This window comes from Rhodococcus sp. 14-2496-1d (assembly GCF_002259365.1).
GTDB lineage: Bacteria > Actinomycetota > Actinomycetes > Mycobacteriales > Mycobacteriaceae > Rhodococcoides.
In genome coordinates, this window is the sequence record NZ_NPFV01000014.1 from 1 (window position 1) to 16,414 (window position 16,414).

General features: G+C 65.1%; 15 protein-coding genes. 8 read left to right on the forward strand and 7 right to left on the reverse strand.

Annotated elements, in window-relative coordinates; all coding sequences use genetic code 11:
- The 6 genes from CH296_RS10730 to CH296_RS10755 form a co-directional block, all read right to left on the reverse strand.
- A partial coding sequence (locus tag CH296_RS10730; RefSeq protein WP_143546349.1) for a DUF222 domain-containing protein occupies nt 1-440 on the reverse strand: 440 nt, incomplete at its 3' end.
- Nucleotides 441-618: 178 nt separating this feature from the next.
- Entirely contained in the window at nt 619-1,215 is a 597-nt protein-coding gene (locus tag CH296_RS10735; protein WP_256980413.1) for a DinB family protein, read from the reverse strand.
- A gap of 5 nt (nt 1,216-1,220) precedes the next feature.
- Nucleotides 1,221-1,964 (reverse strand): CPBP family intramembrane glutamic endopeptidase, encoded by a 744-nt coding sequence (locus CH296_RS10740; RefSeq protein WP_032396447.1) that lies wholly within the window; start codon nt 1,962-1,964, stop codon nt 1,221-1,223.
- A gap of 19 nt (nt 1,965-1,983) precedes the next feature.
- Entirely contained in the window at nt 1,984-3,255 is a 1,272-nt protein-coding gene (locus tag CH296_RS10745; protein ID WP_094684697.1) for a YhgE/Pip domain-containing protein, read from the reverse strand.
- 152 nt (nt 3,256-3,407) lie between these two features.
- A complete protein-coding gene (gene msrA / locus CH296_RS10750) occupies nt 3,408-3,920 on the reverse strand; it encodes a peptide-methionine (S)-S-oxide reductase MsrA (protein ID WP_032396445.1) in 513 nt (170 codons plus the stop codon).
- Nucleotides 3,921-3,977: 57 nt separating this feature from the next.
- The gene (locus CH296_RS10755) at nt 3,978-5,009 is read right to left on the reverse strand and encodes an NADP-dependent oxidoreductase (RefSeq protein WP_094646371.1); all 1,032 of its coding nucleotides are present in this window, start codon (nt 5,007-5,009) and stop codon (nt 3,978-3,980) included.
- Between the two features lie 60 nt (nt 5,010-5,069).
- Between CH296_RS10755 and CH296_RS10760 the strand changes: the two genes are divergently transcribed.
- Nucleotides 5,070-5,906, forward strand: a complete 837-nt coding sequence (locus CH296_RS10760; RefSeq protein ID WP_045197985.1) for a Cof-type HAD-IIB family hydrolase — start codon at nt 5,070-5,072, stop codon at nt 5,904-5,906.
- Nucleotides 5,907-5,994: 88 nt separating this feature from the next.
- On the opposite strand, the gene CH296_RS10765 is transcribed toward CH296_RS10760, so the two are convergent.
- On the reverse strand, nt 5,995-8,166 hold the full coding sequence (locus tag CH296_RS10765) for an N-acetylmuramoyl-L-alanine amidase (RefSeq protein WP_094684698.1): 2,172 nt from the start codon (nt 8,164-8,166) through the stop codon (nt 5,995-5,997).
- A 182-nt stretch (nt 8,167-8,348) separates the two neighbouring features.
- Between CH296_RS10765 and cobM the strand changes: the two genes are divergently transcribed.
- From cobM to zomB, 7 genes are all read left to right on the forward strand, one after another.
- Nucleotides 8,349-9,092 carry a precorrin-4 C(11)-methyltransferase gene (gene cobM, locus CH296_RS10770; protein ID WP_094631869.1) on the forward strand — a complete coding sequence of 248 codons (744 nt, stop codon included), beginning with the start codon at nt 8,349-8,351 and terminating at the stop codon, nt 9,090-9,092.
- Nucleotides 9,086-9,838, forward strand: a complete 753-nt coding sequence (gene cobF, locus CH296_RS10775; RefSeq protein WP_217901435.1) for a precorrin-6A synthase (deacetylating) — start codon at nt 9,086-9,088, stop codon at nt 9,836-9,838. The genes cobM and cobF overlap by 7 nt, the downstream gene beginning before the upstream one ends.
- A 67-nt stretch (nt 9,839-9,905) precedes the next feature.
- Nucleotides 9,906-11,135: a UDP-galactopyranose mutase gene (glf, locus tag CH296_RS10780; RefSeq protein ID WP_179273157.1), complete on the forward strand. Its 1,230-nt coding sequence runs from the start codon at nt 9,906-9,908 to the stop codon at nt 11,133-11,135.
- Entirely contained in the window at nt 11,132-13,039 is a 1,908-nt protein-coding gene (locus tag CH296_RS10785; protein WP_032396439.1) for a glycosyltransferase, read from the forward strand. The genes glf and CH296_RS10785 overlap by 4 nt, the downstream gene beginning before the upstream one ends.
- Nucleotides 13,017-13,553: a phosphatase PAP2 family protein gene (locus CH296_RS10790; RefSeq protein ID WP_052049813.1), complete on the forward strand. Its 537-nt coding sequence runs from the start codon at nt 13,017-13,019 to the stop codon at nt 13,551-13,553. The genes CH296_RS10785 and CH296_RS10790 overlap by 23 nt, the downstream gene beginning before the upstream one ends.
- Nucleotides 13,550-14,455 (forward strand): decaprenyl-phosphate phosphoribosyltransferase, encoded by a 906-nt coding sequence (locus CH296_RS10795; protein WP_045197991.1) that lies wholly within the window; start codon nt 13,550-13,552, stop codon nt 14,453-14,455. The genes CH296_RS10790 and CH296_RS10795 overlap by 4 nt, the downstream gene beginning before the upstream one ends.
- On the forward strand, nt 14,433-16,298 hold the full coding sequence (gene zomB / locus CH296_RS10800) for a flagellar motor control protein ZomB (RefSeq protein ID WP_094684699.1): 1,866 nt from the start codon (nt 14,433-14,435) through the stop codon (nt 16,296-16,298). The genes CH296_RS10795 and zomB overlap by 23 nt, the downstream gene beginning before the upstream one ends.
- The last annotated feature ends 116 nt before the right edge of the window (nt 16,299-16,414 follow it).

The following is a 16,414-nucleotide window of genomic DNA, read 5'->3' on the forward strand; positions in this document are numbered from 1 at the left end:
CTGTCGTTGAGGTTGGTGATGGCTTCGCGGATCCGGCCGGTGCGTGCGTCGGGCCCGGTCGCGGCGGCGATCATCGCTTTCCGCGCTATGTCCTGGCCTTTCTGCGGGAGGTTCTTCGGTGGGGTTTCGGCGAAGGTGAGGATCAACGCGGCGTGATCGACGGACATGACTCCTGCGTTCACGGCGTCGGCGATGTCGGGGAAGTTCTTCAGTCCGCGGGCGAGGGCAACGATCTTGGTGGCCTTGGACGGTGAGAGCAGGGTGGTGGAGGTGAGCCAGCCTGCGGGGCCGGGGAAGCCGAGCTTCTCCCGGCTCACGCGGGTGTCGATCTCGGCGACGAGAGCGATCCGCCGGGCTTCGAGCAGCTGGATCTGGTGGGAGACCACAGCAGACTCGGCGAGGAGTTCTGCCTCGCTCAGTTGCCAGATCGCTGTGGTCATGCCATGAAGTGTATCGAACGTGCGTTCGACTGTCAATCATGGTTGAATCGAAAACTGTTGTCCTGCTTAACTATTCGCTGATCCGAACTTGTCGGTACCCCATGGTAGGGGATCGATGAACGCAGATGCACCGAATCTCGGTGGCCGAGCAGTCCGGGGGGGCGATGCTCAAAGCGAATTACTGATCAGCTTCTCGCGCAACACGTTCCAGTTCATCTCGATAGGCCGCCCACCATGCTGCGTCGCCGTCGGTCATGTTTTCGTTCCCCAGTCGCAGCCCGACGGAATCGTCGATGAGCTCGCGCACGATGTCTGCGTGTCCGGCATGTCGATTCGTTTCGATGCACACATGCACCAGTACGCGGTGCAACGTGACTTCCTGCTTCTCGGCGGGCCAGTGCAGTACGCGTCCGACGGTATCGAGGTCGTTCGATTCGATGGTCTTGTCGGCGTGAAGCCAGGCCTCGCGGTACAGGTCGACGATGAGCTCTGAGGGTTCATCGGCGGCGGCCCACATATCGGAGTTCGCTTGCGCGACAGCTGATTTTTCCAGTTCGGTGAATCGGGCCGGGAATTCTCGGCCGAAGGTGAGGCCGAAGTAGCCGTATTCGACGATCGCCAGGTGCTTGATCAGCCCCAGGAGATTCGTCCCAGTCGGCGTCATCGGCCGTCGTTTCTGGTACTCGGTGAGGCCGTCGAGCTTCCACAGCATGTTCTCGCGGGCGATCCGCAGGTACTGGTGCAGCTCGTCTTTCATGCTGGTCGGCTCGCCCATGCTCGTCAGCTCACCGACGCGTGCCAGACCAGAGCGGCAGCCAGCGCGCCGAGTCCGTTCAACGACCAGTGCAGGGCGATAGGGGCGATCAAACTTCCGCTACGGCTGCGCAGCCACGTGAACACCACACCCGCCGCCGCAGTGGCCACCACGGCCAGCGCTATACCGACGATCTGCCCGAACAGCCCGCCGCCGAGAAACCCGCTCAGCCCCACGTTGCCCGCCGTCAGCCCGAGCGACGACGCGATGTGCCACAGACCGAACAGTAGAGATCCTGCAGCGAACACGCCGCGAGCTCCGTAGATGCGCCCGAGCGTGCCGTGCAGAACCCCGCGGAATGCGAGTTCCTCCGGGATGACGGTCTGCAGCGGAATGACGATCATCGACGCGACGATGGCGGCGGATACGGTTGCGTATCGGTCGGCCATGAAGAACGGCCGAGTCAGCGGCAGCAACGCACCGATCGCGACGACGGTGAGGACGACCCCGACGGCTCCGAGTGCGTACAGAGATCCGGTCTTCCACTGCTTGGGAGACAGTCCCAGTTCGGCCCACCCCAGACCGCGACGGTTCGCCAGGACGACCAGCAGAACAGCGGCGATCGGAACCGTCGCGATGCTGGCCCACACCGTGGTGAAGTGCGCGATGAGGTTGGTGCCCACGAGTACGAGGACGACGATGGCGACGTCGAGGTAAGCGTGGAAGGCGCGTCGTGGTGCCACGCTCCCGGCCGTGTTCACAGCAAGCATTGGAGCGAGTGTACTGGCGTCAGCTGAGAGCGCCCGGTGAATCGAGGCTCCGGTCGAGGCCTTTGCGGTCGTAGATGCGGGTGAACACCACGCCGAACACGAGCCCGATGAGCAGTCCGAGGGACGTCATCCCCACCGAGTGCAGCAGGCCTGCGTCGAGTGAGGCGTTGAAGTACAGGATCGAGCGGGTGCCGAGGAAGATCTGATGCATCGGCTCGAACTGCGCGAGCCAGGTGAAGAGCCGCGGGCTGGCTTCGAGGGGAATGGTGCCACCCGAGGACGGCAACGCCAGGATGATGAACACGATCAGATTGATCAGCAGTCCTGCCGTGCCGAATGCGGACATCACCGCCAATGCCGTGATGCCGACCGCGGTGATCGCGAACGCGCCGTACATCCACAGGGTCCAGGCGTGGGTGATCGGCATACCGAGCAGATGGCTGATCAGCAGATACAGGGCAGACACCAGCATGGCCAGTACGACCATGACGAGCCACTTCACGAGCAGCGTCTGGAAGCGGTTGATCAGGGTCGGTCCCCGATGGATGTACTTGGGACCGATCTCTGTGGGCGTGAATCCGAGCAGGCCGTCGACGAGTGCGCTGACGATGGTCGCACCCGTGAACCCCGCCAGGACGAGCAAGAGCGCGTAGTAGAAGGCGGACAGGCCACCGCCGGTGCCGTCGGGCAGAGGATCGTACTGGGCAACGATCACATCGATCGGCTGCGCGAGGGTGAGAGCACTTGCACCGGCGAGCTGAGTCTCGCCGAGCTGTTGGCGTACCTGTTCGGTGATCTGCTGTCCCACAGTTTCATTGACCGACTCGAACGCCGGTGTTGCGACACCGGTCACGAGTGACATTCCGAAACTGCCCGCGCGTGGATTGGTGTAGACCGTGATGATCGGCTTCTCGACGTCCCCGGGAATCACGCTCGCCTGAGCGAGGATTCCCATTCGCTTGGTGAAATCGCTGGGAATGACGATGGAACCGTAGGCCTCGGCCGTCGACAGCAGCGATTGTGCCTGCGCCGGGCCGACTTCCATGAAATCGACCTTGTCCGGATCGACGTTCTGTAGCAGACCCTCGACGATGTCGTTGCCTATGTTGCGTTGCTCGCCCGCGAGGGTGTCGCCCTCGTCCTGGTTGACGATTGCGATGGGTAGGTCGTGCAGATTGCCCCTGGGGTCGAGCATGCCGCCCAGATACAGCGCGGCGAGAAACGACATCAGGGCCGAGACCACCAGGATGGGCGCGAGCCAGAAACGCGGCGAACGAAGGACGTCGGCCATCGACCGAGGGGTTCTGTCGGAGGTCACCGCATCAGTGTCGCAAGTTCGGCTCCCGTGTGCGCGGTAGTTCGACCCTTGCTACGAGACCGGGATGGAGCCTGCGGGACGACCGCAGGCCCCGCCCGCGCACTCGGGGCGCAGCCGCTGGACCGTCAGGCGTCGGCCCGACGCGGCAGCTTCCACTCCGGGCGCACCCAGTGGCAGGTGTAACCCTCGGGGTACTTCTGCAGGTAGTCCTGGTGCTCGGGCTCGGCTTCCCAGAAATCTCCGGCCGCGGTCACCTCGGTGACGACCTTGCCCGGCCACAGTCCCGACGCGTCGACGTCGGCAATGGTGTCCTCGGCGACGCGCTTCTGCTCGTCGGTGAGGTAGAAGATGGCCGAGCGGTAGCTGGCACCGATGTCGTTGCCCTGACGGTTCTTGGTGGTGGGGTCGTGGATCTGGAAGAAGAACTCGAGCAGATCGCGGTACGTCGTCTGGGTGGGGTCGTAGACGACCTCCAGTCCCTCGGCGTGGTTGCCGTGGTTGCGGTAGGTCGCGTTGGGGACCTCGCCGCCGGTGTAGCCGACGCGGGTGGAGATCACGCCCGGGAGCTTGCGGACGAGCTCTTCGGCTCCCCAGAAGCATCCTCCGGCGAGAATGGCGGTTTCGGTGGCTGCAGACATCGTTGCTCTCCTAGCTCTTTATCGATCGATACGTGGGGTTCAACGAACGAGGCGTCCTCATAATTCCGAATCGTGGGTGCGTTCTCCGACCTCGAGGACCAGTTTGCCGGTGTTGGCTCCGTCGAACAGCAGGTTCAGTGTCGATCCGAAGGCGGGGACGCCGCCGATCTCGATCTGCTCCCGCGCCGTCATCTTGCCGCTGGTGAGCAGTTCGGACAGTGCGTCGATGCCCTCCTGGTAACGATCGAGGTAGTCGAAGATGATGAAGCCCGTCATCGACGCCCGATTGATCAACAGGGACAGGTAGTGCGCCGGGCCGGGTTGCGGATCGGTGGCGTTGTAGCCGGAGATGGCTCCGCACAACACCACTCGCGCTCCCTTGCGCAGCCGTGAGAGGGCCGCGTCGAGGATCTCACCGCCGACGTTGTCGAAATACACGTCGATGCCCTCGGGTGCAGCCGCCTTCAGGCCCTTGTACACCGACTCGTTCTTGTAGTCGATCGCGGCGTCGAAACCCAGTTCCTCGGTGAGCCACGCGCACTTCTCGGGACCACCCGCAATGCCGATCACAGTGGCTCCCTTGGCTTTTGCAATCTGGCCCGCGATGCTGCCCACGGCGCCCGCGGCTCCGGAGATCACCACGGTGTCGCCCTCGGTGAGCTTGCCGACGTCCATCAGGCCGAAGTACGCCGTCAGTCCTGGAAAGCCGAGCGCTCCGAGCCACGTGGGTGCCGGTGCGATGGATTCGTCGACCTTCTGCACCCCCGTGCCGTCCGACAGTGCGTGCTCGGTGACGCCGAACGAGCCCGAAACGATCTCTCCGACAGCATAATCGGGGTGGTGGGATTCCAGCACCCGTCCCACGGCGTGCGCCCGCATCACCTCGCCGATCCCGACGGGCGGTACGTACGAGCGCGCATCGTTGAGCCAGCCCCGCATCGCCGGGTCGAGAGAGACGTAGTCGACGGTGACGACGAACTCGCCGTCGCCCGGCGTGGGAATCGGTTCCTCGGTGAGGTTCCACGTCGACTCGTCGGGACGTCCCACCGGGCGCTGAGCCAATCGGATCTGACGGTTCACAGACGTCATCTACCGTTCCTTCCACGTCGAAGACAGGTCACCTCGACACTAGGGCAGAATGACGTCACGATGACCAACGCGCCGAACACCACCCGCCTCGCCCCCCGTCTCGTCGCCAGCGACGTCGACGGCACTCTGCTCGACCAGCACGAGCGTGTCACCGAACGCACCAGGCGTGCTGTGTCGGCCGTCGTCGCCGACGGCGTGCCGTTCGTGCTGTCCACCGGCCGCCCGCCGCGGTGGATCCACCCTGTCGTCGATCAGTTGGGATACGCGCCGATGTCGGTGTGCGCCAACGGAGCGGTCATCTACGACGCCGCCAACGATCGCGTGCTCAGCGCCGAGACGCTCTCGGTGCAGACACTGCAGTGGCTGGCCGACGTCGCCTATCGCGCGCTGCCGGGCTGCGGGCTGGCCGCGGAGCGGGTGGGCCGGACGGCACACGACTCGGCCACCCCGCAGTTCGTCAGCTCCCCGGGCTACGAGCACGCCTGGCTGAACCCGGACAACGTCGAGATGACCGAGGACGACGTGGTCGACGTTCCGGCCGTCAAGCTGCTGATTCGTCTTTCCGGCTCCACCAGCGGACACATGGCAGACATCCTGTCCCCGCTGATCTCCGGTCGCGCCGACCTGACGTTCTCCACCGACAACGGACTGATCGAGCTCTCGGCACCGGGAATCACCAAGGCGTCGGGTCTTGCCAAGGTCGCCGAGACCCTGTCGGTGGACGTGAAGGACATCGTGGCCTTCGGCGACATGCCCAACGACGTCCCGATGTTGACGATGGTGGGACTGGGTGTCGCGATGGGTAACGCGCATCCGGCTGCCGTCGCGGCGGCGAACGAGGTGACTGTCACCAACGCAGAAGACGGAGTGGCGCACGTCCTCGAACGTTGGTGGTGACGCGTCGCCACGCTGGGCACGAAGGTGTTGTACCGGAACGCGAAAGGGCCGAGTCACCACGGTGACTCGGCCCTTTCGCTGGTGAATCTCAGCCTGCGGGTGCGGGCTCCGGTGCGGGAGCGGGCACAGGAGCCGGTTCCACCGGTGCTGCAACGGGGTTCTGCATCTCCGCGTTGTAGGTGTCGTTGTACGTCTTGATCACCGTGGTCACGATTCCGGTGAGCTCGTTGAAGATCAACGAGCCGTTCTCGAAGTCGGTCCGGAGCCCCTCCGGCACCCGGAACTCGTCGGTGAGCGGCAGACCGAGCACGCCGTCGACGCCACCCTGCTGCACGTACTGCTGGAAGATCTTGCCGATGACGGCCACGGCCTGGCCTGCCATGTTGGTGATGATCTCACCGTTGGCGAACTGCGCCTTCTCGCGGCCACCGCTGACCTGCACCAGACCGCTCACCGGTACGCCCAGCGCACCGGTTTCGCCACCCGAGGACAACCACTTCTGAGCGACGGGACTGGTCGACGCCAGACGCTGCAACTCGGCGACCAGGGCCGGGATGTTCTCGCCCAGAGTGGAACTGACGTCGGTGCCCGGACGGGACGGTGCCGCGTCGGTCACTGCGGTATCGGGAGCTGTGTCGGTCACGTCGGGCGAGACCGGAGTGGCATCTCCGCCGCCGCCGAGGTTCGCCGCAGCGATGTCGCGGATCTCTCCGAGCCGCGCGTATCCGGCGTCACCCGGGCATTCGGTGTTGCCGACGTCGCGGTGACCGAAGATCACCGGCAGGTCGATGCTCTTGCCCTTGCCGACGAACGTGAAATTCGTTCCCTCCGAGGTCATCGTGGTGGTCCCCTTGGGGTCGAGACCGGCCTTGCCCAGTCGCCATCCGAGGAACTTGCCGACCGAATCGATGGTCTCCTGCGAGGGAACCTCGTTGGAGTAGTCGCCCATCATGGCCACACCGACGGTGTTCTCGTTGAACCCGCCCGCATGGGCACCCTGAACCGGCTTGTCCAGACCGCCCGCGCGGCCCTCGAAGATCTGACCGTACTTGTCGACGATGGCGTTGTACCCGATGTCGCACCAGCCGAGCGTCTGCGCGTGGTACGCGTAGATGGCTCGGACGATTTCGGCCGATTCGGACTTGGAGTAGTCGTTGCTGCCTGCGGTGTGGTGCACGGTGGCACCACCGATGAAGTCGTCGATCGTCGGTGTGGCGCAACGGATCGACTCGTCGGCACCCCACTGAGCGCGGGTGATCACGTTCGGGCCTGCGTCACCGGCGACGGGCGTGGCGAGGTCGCTCAGTGCCGAGTCGGCGGGCGACGTGCCGGGGGTGATGAGTACCGCGCTGATGTCGTTCACGGCCGCGGCCAGCTGTTCGGCCGAGCTGTCGGACTCGGGTGCCGGGGCCGCGGGATCGGCCGGAGCCGGATCCTGTTGGCGCAGTGGCTTGCTCGATGACGCCGGGGTGTAGCCCAAGGGCTGTTCCGCGGCAGCGGGAACCTCGGCCGGAGCGCCGGGAGCAGGCAGTTCGACGACCGGAACCTCGGGAACCGGTGCAGTTGCGAAGCTTTCGGGAGCTGCACTGCTCGTCATCGGCGTCAGCAATACCTGCACGGCCTCGGTCAGTCCGACGAAGATCGGTTCGGTGCCCTGCTTTTCCGCAGCGGGAACGGCGTCGCTCGCAGTGGTATCGACCGGCGCGGTTTGCAGCCACGGGCCCCAGGAGCCGTCCTCCAGTTGCCGGCGGATCTGAGCGGAAGCACCGTCGAGCTGCTCGGAGGTCAGGGCCACCATGCTGAACGGGGTGTCCTGCGTGATCTCCTTGACCGCGGCACCGAGTGGCGGACCGGTCGGATCGGCGGCTTCGGGGTTCACCGGTGCAGAGGCGTCCACCCGAGGAATCGGGGCCTGTGCGGTCGCGTTGCCCGGGGCCGGGGTGGTGAGACCCGGGATGTCGGGGATCTCGATCGGCGGGATCACGATGGAATCCGGCAGCGGCAGGTACTTCAGATCGGAGAGCCGCAGATCGGGCAACGGCAGTCCGGTGAGCTCCTGCAGCGGAATCACGATGTCCGGTGCAGCGCTCAGCGCGGTCTCGACGATCTTGGTCGGCACAGTGACGGGGGTTGTCTCGTTGGCCGGTCGAACTCCGGTTGTCGTGCTGTCGGTGAGGCCTGCGACCGCGAAGGGGGTCGCGACGGCCAGTAGTGCGACAGCACCGAGAACGATCGACGGCTTCGTTCGACGGTTCGGCAAGGCGGTACTCCCTGGTTGTTGGTAGGTACGCGTCGTAGGATCTCTGATTGCTGAACAACATGAATCACATCAGCAACATGAGTCCCATCAGACACAAGGCTAAACCTTAGCTTGACAGTTAGCCATCCCCGGGAAGTTCCGGTGGCGCGGCGCGTCGGGCGCGTCACCTACGCTTTCGAGCTGTGACTGTGCACTTCATCGGAGCCGGACCGGGCGCTGCCGACCTGCTCACGCTGCGGGCCGTCGAGTTCCTGCGATCGAGCCCGGTCTGCGTCTACGCCGGTACCTACATCGACGACGCGATCCTCGACCACTGCTCGGCAGGCACCCGCCTGGTCGACACCGCGAAGCTCGATCTCGACGCCATCACCGGTGAGCTGGTCGCCGCCCACGAACGCGGCGAGGACGTCGCTCGCCTGTGCTCGGGGGATCCGTCCCTCTATTCCGCCCTGGCCGAACAGTCCGCTCGACTCGACGCGGCAGGCGTGCCCTGGGACGTCACCCCCGGCGTTCCGGCCTACGCGGCCGCAGCCGCCGCACTGGGCGTCGAGCTGACGGTTCCCGAAGTGACGCAGTCGGTGGTGCTCACTCGCGCGCAGGCCCGCTCGACGGCGATGCCCGATACCGAGGCGCTGAAGAACTTCGCCGCCACCCGCGCGACCCTGGCGCTGCACCTCGCGATCACCCGCACGCGCATCCTGACCGAGGAACTGACGGAGTTCTACGGTCCGGAGTGCCCGGCCACCGTCGTTTTCCACGCCAGCAAGCCGGACGAGCTGATCCTGCGCGGCACTCTGGCCGATATCGCCGACCAGGTCGAGGCCGCCGACCTGCGGCAGGCAGCGGTGATTCTGGTGGGGCCTGCCCTGGCTCGACGCGTCGTCACCGAATCTCACCTCTACGACGCGTGCCGGGACCGATCGTGAGGATTCACCTGATCGGCATCGGCGGTGGCCACCCCGATCAGATCACCGTCCAGGCGATCCAGAAGCTGCGGGCGGTGGATGTGTTCGTCGTGGCCGACAAGGGCGCATCGGTCGGCGATCTCGGGGCGGCCAGGCAGGAAATACTCGAGCGTCACCACGGCGGCAGCTACCGGGTGATCGAGGTACCCGACCCGCCGCGGGACCGATCACCCCGGCAATACGAGACCGCGGTCCTCGATTGGCACGACGCCCGCGCCCGCGCCTACGCCGATGTGCTCGACGGTCTCGACCGAGGCACCGTCGTGGGGTTTCTCGTCTGGGGCGACCCCGCGCTCTACGACAGCACCATCCGCGTCGTCGAGCGGCTGGCCGCGTTGCGCGGCGACATCGAGTTCGATGTCACACCCGGTGTCTCCAGCGTGTCGATGCTGGCGGCGAGTCATCGCCTCGTTCTCAACCGCATCGGCGGACCGATCGTCATCACCACCGGCAGAAACTTGGCGGGCGACGTCGCCGCTGGCCTCGACAACCTCGTGGTCATGCTCGACGGCAAGCTGGCCTGCAGCGCGCTGACCGGCGCAGGATGGGACATCCACTGGGGTGCCAATCTGGGAACGGTGGACGAGAAGCTGGTGGCAGGTCCGCTCGACGACGTGCTCGGTGAGATCCGCAGCGCCCGCGAGCAGGTCAAGTCCCAGCACGGCTGGGTGATGGACACCTACCTGCTCCGACGTTCCGTTCGATGACACCGGGCCCGCCGATGTGCACCTGGAGGGGCAGAGCGGTCACGATCGTCGGATACCCTGGTTGCCCGTGACTGCTGTAAGCCCCGAGACCACCTCTTCCGACGCCTCCGTGACCGGCCGATACGACCTCATCGTCGTCGGATCCGGGTTCTTCGGACTGACCGTGGCGGAGCGGGCGGCATCCCAGTTGGGTAAGCGTGTCCTCGTGCTGGATCGGCGGCATCACCTGGGCGGCAACGCGTACTCCGAGGCCGAGCCCGAGACGGGCATCGAGATTCACAAGTACGGTGCCCATCTGTTCCACACTTCGAACAAGCGGGTCTGGGAGTACGTCAACAAGTTCACCGACTTCACCGGCTACCAGCACCGTGTCTTCGCTCTGCACAAGGGCCAGTCGTATCAGTTCCCGATGGGCCTCGGCCTGATCTCGCAGTTCTTCGGCAAGTACTTCTCGCCCGCCGAGGCGCGCGCCCTCATCGAAGAGCAGTCCAGCGAGTTCGACTCCAAGGACGCGCAGAACTTCGAGGAGAAGGCGATCTCGCTGATCGGACGCCCGCTCTACGAGGCTTTCATCAAGGACTACACCGCCAAGCAGTGGCAGACCGATCCGAAGAATCTTCCCGCGGGCAACATCACCCGATTGCCGGTGCGGTACACGTTCGACAATCGCTACTTCAACGACACCTACGAGGGCCTGCCGGTCGACGGCTACACAGCGTGGCTCGAGAAGATGGCCGCCGACGAGAAGATCGAGGTCCGGTTGAACACGGACTGGTTCGACGTCAAAGCCGAGCTCGTGGCCGAGAGCCCCGACGCTCCCATCGTCTACACCGGCCCACTGGACCGCTACTTCGACTACGCCGAGGGCGAACTCGGCTGGCGCACAATCGATTTCGAGACCGAAGTACTCCCGACGGGTGACTTCCAGGGCACCCCGGTGATGAACTACAACGACGGCGACGTGCCGTTCATTCGGATCCACGAGTTCCGGCACTTCCACCCCGAGCGCCAGTACCCGACCGACAAGACGGTCATCATGCGTGAGTTCTCCCGCTTCGCCAAGAGCGGCGACGAGCCGTACTACCCGATCAACACCCCCGACGACCGGCAGAAGCTCGAGGCCTACCGCGATCGCGCCAAGGCCGAAGCAGCGTCCAGCAAAGTGCTGTTCGGTGGACGCCTCGGCACGTACCAGTACCTGGACATGCACATGGCCATCGCGAGCGCACTGAACATGTACGAGAACACCCTGGTTCCGTACTTCGAGACCGGTGCTCCTCTGGCAGGCGACAAGTGACCGCCAAGCACCTGCTCGAGGACGGCATCACCGACGCCGCGCCGGTTCTGGGTAAGTCGTTGTTGCAGCGCGTACTGCTGCCGCGTTCCGGTGAACCGCTCGACGTGCGCACGCTGTACCTCGAAGAAGCGCTCACCAATGCCAAACGGGCACACTCGCTCTCGCGAACCTCGGTCACCATCGGTTCCGAGTCCGAGGTGTCGTTCTGCACCTACTTCAACGCATTCCCGGCGAGCTACTGGCGGCGCTACAGCGTCCTGAAGTCGGTGGTGCTCCGCGTCGAGGTCTCCGGCCACTGCCGAATCGACGTCTACCGGTCCAAGGCCGACGCGTCGCGCATCCACGTCGAGGGCCGCGAGGCGGTCGACGGAGATGCGGCGCAGGAATTTCTGATCGATCTCGGTCCGTTCGAGGACGGCGGTTGGATCTGGTTCGACATCACCTCCGACTCCGAGGTGGTGCTCGAGAGTGCGGGCTGGTACGCCCCGATCGAGGCTCCGGGGGAAGCGACCGTCGCCGTCGGCATCCCCACCTTCAATCGCCCGACCGACGCCGTCAAAGCCCTTGTCGCACTTGGGTCGGACCCCCTGGTGCTGGACGTGATCCAGGCCGTGATCATGCCCGATCAGGGCACCCGCAAGGCGAAGGACGAGCCCGGATTCGACGAGGCCGCCGCGGCCCTGGGCGGCAGGCTCGCCATCCACGATCAGGCCAACCTCGGCGGGTCCGGCGGATACAGCCGCATCATGTACGAGGCGCTGAACAACACTGCCTGCCAACACATCCTGTTCATGGACGACGACATCGAGATCGAGCCCGACTCGATTCTGCGGGCGCTTGCCATGTCTCGGTTCGCCAAGGTCCCCACACTCGTCGGCGGCCAGATGCTCAACCTGCAGGCGCGCAGTCACCTGCACGTCATGGGCGAAGTGATCGATCGCAGCAACTTCATGTGGACCGGCGCACAGAATGTGGAGTACGACCACGACTTCTCCGAGGATCCACTGCGTACCAGCAAACTGCTGCACCGCCGCATCGACGTCGACTACAACGGCTGGTGGATGTGCATGATTCCGCGGGTCGTCGCCGAGGAACTCGGGCAACCGCTGCCGCTGTTCATCAAGTGGGACGACGCCGAATACGGCTTGCGCGCACGCGAAGCCGGCTATCCGACGGTGACGCTGCCGGGCGCGGCGATCTGGCACATGGCGTGGAGCGACAAGGACGACGCCATCGACTGGCAGGCGTACTTCCATCTGCGCAACCGCCTGGTGGTCGCATCGCTGCACATGCCGGGCGACGGCAAGGGGCTGGTGCTCGACACGATCAAGGCCACGGTCAAGCATCTGCTGTGCCTCGAGTACTCGACCGTCGCGATCCAGAACCTCGCGATCCGCGACTTCCTCGCCGGCCCCGAGCACATCCTCGAGATCCTGCCCACCGCGCTGCCGACCGTGCACGCACTGCGCAAGGAGTTCCCCGACGCGGTCGTCGTCGGCAGCTCCACCGAACTGCCGCTCGCGTCCGGTGAGGAGGTGGGAGCCGTCGGGCTGCCGACCAACCCACTGGCCAAGATCGGCCGATTGGCAAAAGGGCTGCTGCACAACGCGAAGCCTGCGCACACCCAGCATCACGACCGCCCGCAGCTCAACGTCCCGACTCTCGACGCGCGCTGGTTCCTGCTGTCCCAGGTCGACGGTGTCACCGTCACCACCGCCGACGGCCGGGGCGTCGTGTACCGCAAGCGGGATCGTCAGCAGGCTGCGGCGCTGCTCAAGGAAGCCCTGACGCTGCGCAAGCAGTTGGCAGCCGAATTCCCCGCCCTCAAGGCCCGGTACCGCGATGCCGTGCCGCACCTGACCAGTAAGGAAACGTGGGAACGTGTCTTTCGTTACCAGGCGTAAGGGACAGACCGAGGCTCCGACGGAAGTCAGGATCCTCGAGAAGGTGCAGAGCACCGTCGGCAGTGCCCCCGGCGCGATCACCGTCGCCCGCGGCATGTCGCACTTCGGCGAACACGCCCTCGGCTGGGTCGCGATCGCCGGTATCGGAGCTGCACTGGACCGGCCGCGTCGGCGTCAATGGGCCTCGGTGGCGGTAGGGGCAGTGGGTTCCCACGCCGCGTCGATCGTGATCAAGCGCATCGTGCGCCGGCCACGTCCTCACGACCCGGCCGTCCGCATCAACGTCTCGACGCCCAGCAAGCTGAGCTTTCCGTCCTCGCATGCGACATCGACCACAGCCGCCGCGGTTCTCCTCGGCCGGGTGACCGGGCTACCGTTACCGGCGGTCCTCGTCCCACCCATGCTGCTCTCGCGCTTGGTGCTCGGAGTCCATTACCCCACCGACGTGCTGGCAGGATCGGCACTCGGCGCGTTGACGGCTGCGGCCGTCGTGAAGTTCGAAGGAGACAAATGAGCGAGGATGCCGCACCCGTAGGCGCACCGCCGAAGAACCTGGCGGACGGCATCGTCAAGGCGCTTCGTCCGCGTCAGTGGGTCAAGAACGTACTGGTGCTGGCCGCACCGCTGGCGGCGGGCTCGGTCACCGACCCCGACGTTCTGCTGTCCGTCGCGCTCGCGTTCGTCGTGTTCTGCTTCGCCGCGTCCGGGGTCTACCTGGTCAACGACGCCATGGACGTCGAAGCCGACCGCGCCCACCCCACCAAGCGATTCCGGCCGATCGCCGCGGGCGTACTGCCGGTCAACATCGCCTACGCGATGGCCGTTGTCTCGCTCGGTCTCGCCATCGGCCTCTCGTTCATCGCGAACTGGAAACTGGCGCTGGTCATCGGCGTCTACATCGCGATTCAGCTCGCGTACTGCTTCGGTCTCAAGCACCAGGCCGTGCTCGACATCTGCATCGTCTCCTCGGGCTTCCTGCTCCGTGCGATCGCCGGTGGCGTCGCCGCCTCGATCCCGCTGTCGCAGTGGTTCCTGCTGATCATGGCGTTCGGCTCGCTGTTCATGGCGGCAGGCAAGCGCTACGCGGAGCTGCAGTTGGCCGAACGCACCGGCGCGAAGATCCGCAAATCGCTCGAGAACTACACCACCACGTACCTGCGATTCGTCTGGACACTGTCCGCGACCGCCGTCGTCATCTGTTACGGCCTGTGGGCGTTCCAGGAAGACGCGGGCACGGGTGCCAACTGGTTCGCCATCTCGATGATTCCGTTTACTATCGCAATCCTGCGATACGCAGTGGATGTCGATGGCGGCGAGGCAGGCGAACCCGAAGAGATCGCGTTGGGAGACAGGGTTCTGCAGCTACTCGCCATAGCGTGGATCGGAGTGGTTGGTGTCGCTGTCTACCTCGCCTGACCAGCGAGACGCGCGAGAAGAGAACTCCGCTCGGGCATCGATCACCAGGCCCGTCTTCTGGATCGGGACCGTGGTCACCGGGGCGTTGTTCCTCTGGGGTGCGTGGGAGCGCCGCTGGATCGCCGACGACGGCCTGATCGTTCTGCGTACCGTCCGCAACCTGCTGGCAGGCAACGGACCGGTGTTCAACGCGGGCGAGCGCGTGGAAACCAACACCAGCACCATCTGGACCTACCTCGTGTACGCGGGCAGTTGGCTCAGCGAGGGTCGACTCGAGTACGTCGTCCTGACGATCGCACTGATCCTGTCCACGGCGGCCGTCGTTCTGGCGATGATGGGCACGTTCGCGTTGCGTGGTCGCACCGCGTCGCAGACTCTGTTCCTGCCTGCCGGAGTCCTGGTCTACATCGCGGTTCCGCCCGCCCGCGACTTCGCGACGTCCGGCCTCGAGACCTGCCTGGTCATCTTCTGGTTGGCGATGCTGTGGCTGCTGATGGTCCGGTGGGGTCAAAGACGGTCGGGTGGCGTCGAGCTGCTGCTGCTGGCCTTCTTCGCCGGGATCGGCCCGCTGGTGCGTCCGGAACTGTCCATCGTGGCGGTGCTGGCGTTGGCGATGATCTTCCTGGCTCCGCAGAGTTGGTTGTCCAGGCTGCGAGTGTTCGCTTTCGCCGGTGCGGTGCCGGTGCTCTATCAGATCTGGCGCATGGGCTACTACGGCCTGCCGTACCCCAACACCGCGGTGTCGAAGGATGCAGGCGGAGCCAAGTGGTCGCAAGGGTTCGAGTACCTGTCCAACCTCGTCGGCCCGTATCTGCTGTGGCTGCCACTGATACTGCTCGTCGTCGGTGCCGTGCTGTCGGCCTCGCGAGTGCGGTTGTCCCTGCCCCGTACCGTCGGCGGCTGGCTCGCCGCTCTGCGGACGCCGACCGCCGTGGTCGTCTTCGTGTTGATCAGTGGCCTTCTGTTGGCTTTGTATTCGATTCGCGTCGGCGGCGATTTCATGCACGGTCGGACATTGTTGCCGGCATTGTTCACGCTTTTGATGCCGATTTCCGTGCTGCCGGTCGCTCTCCCGAAACGCTGGGCTGCAGACCGCGCCACAGCGGTTTTCGTCGCCGATCTGTTCGTCTGGGCCGGCATCGTGATCTGGGCCGTCGTGGCGGCCAACACGACTGGAATGCCGCAGGGCTCGATCGTCGGCCGTAGTGGCATCGTCGACGAGCGGGCGTTCTACTCGCTCAACACCGGGCACGCTCATCCGATTCTGGCCTCGGACTACCTCGACTACCCGCGGATGCGAGGAATGGTCGAGGCGATCGAGGACACTCCCGACGGCGGATTGCTGTTGCCCTCGGCCCAGTTCACGTACTGGGATGTCGTTCCACCGCCGCTGCCGATCCCCGAGGGTGGATTCGGTCACACCGTCTTCTTCCTCAACCTCGGAATGACCAGCATGAACGTCGGCCTCGACGTGCGGGTCATCGACCAGATGGGGCTGGCATACCCGTTGGCGTCGCACACCGAGCGGCTCGAGAACGGCCGGATCGGGCACGACAAGAATCTGTATCCGGACTGGGTGGTGGCCGATCTCGGACTCGTCGCCGTCCATCCGTACCTGCCCTGGTACATGGACGAGGACTGGGTCACCGAGGCTCAGGTGGCGTTGACCTGCCCCGACACCCAGGAGCTGCTCACCTCGTATCGGGCCCCGCTGACGAAGGATCTGTTCGTTCGCAATTTCAAGCGTTCGCTCTTCTATGCCGGATATCGCTTCGATCGGGTGCCGAAATACGAAATACAACGATGTGATCTTCCGGCCCCGATATTGAAGGCGGACAATTAGGAGTCCGAACACGAAAAGGTCACCGGGTTGCGCCGAAATGGTCTCGACGCCAAGATGAGCTATCTCGATCCTGTAACGGTGGCCGCCCTCGGTGCGATAAGCGCTGAGGATGTGTG

Coding starts and splice junctions, on each gene's coding strand:
- CH296_RS10735 (WP_256980413.1), bottom strand. CDS start 1,215: ATGGGCGAGCCGACCAGCATGAAAGACGAGCTGCACCAGTACCTGCGG.
- CH296_RS10740 (WP_032396447.1), bottom strand. CDS start 1,964: ATGCTTGCTGTGAACACGGCCGGGAGCGTGGCACCACGACGCGCCTTC.
- CH296_RS10745 (WP_094684697.1), bottom strand. CDS start 3,255: ATGGCCGACGTCCTTCGTTCGCCGCGTTTCTGGCTCGCGCCCATCCTG.
- msrA (WP_032396445.1), bottom strand. CDS start 3,920: ATGTCTGCAGCCACCGAAACCGCCATTCTCGCCGGAGGATGCTTCTGG.
- CH296_RS10755 (WP_094646371.1), bottom strand. CDS start 5,009: ATGACGTCTGTGAACCGTCAGATCCGATTGGCTCAGCGCCCGGTGGGA.
- CH296_RS10760 (WP_045197985.1), top strand. CDS start 5,070: ATGACCAACGCGCCGAACACCACCCGCCTCGCCCCCCGTCTCGTCGCC.
- CH296_RS10795 (WP_045197991.1), top strand. CDS start 13,550: ATGAGCGAGGATGCCGCACCCGTAGGCGCACCGCCGAAGAACCTGGCG.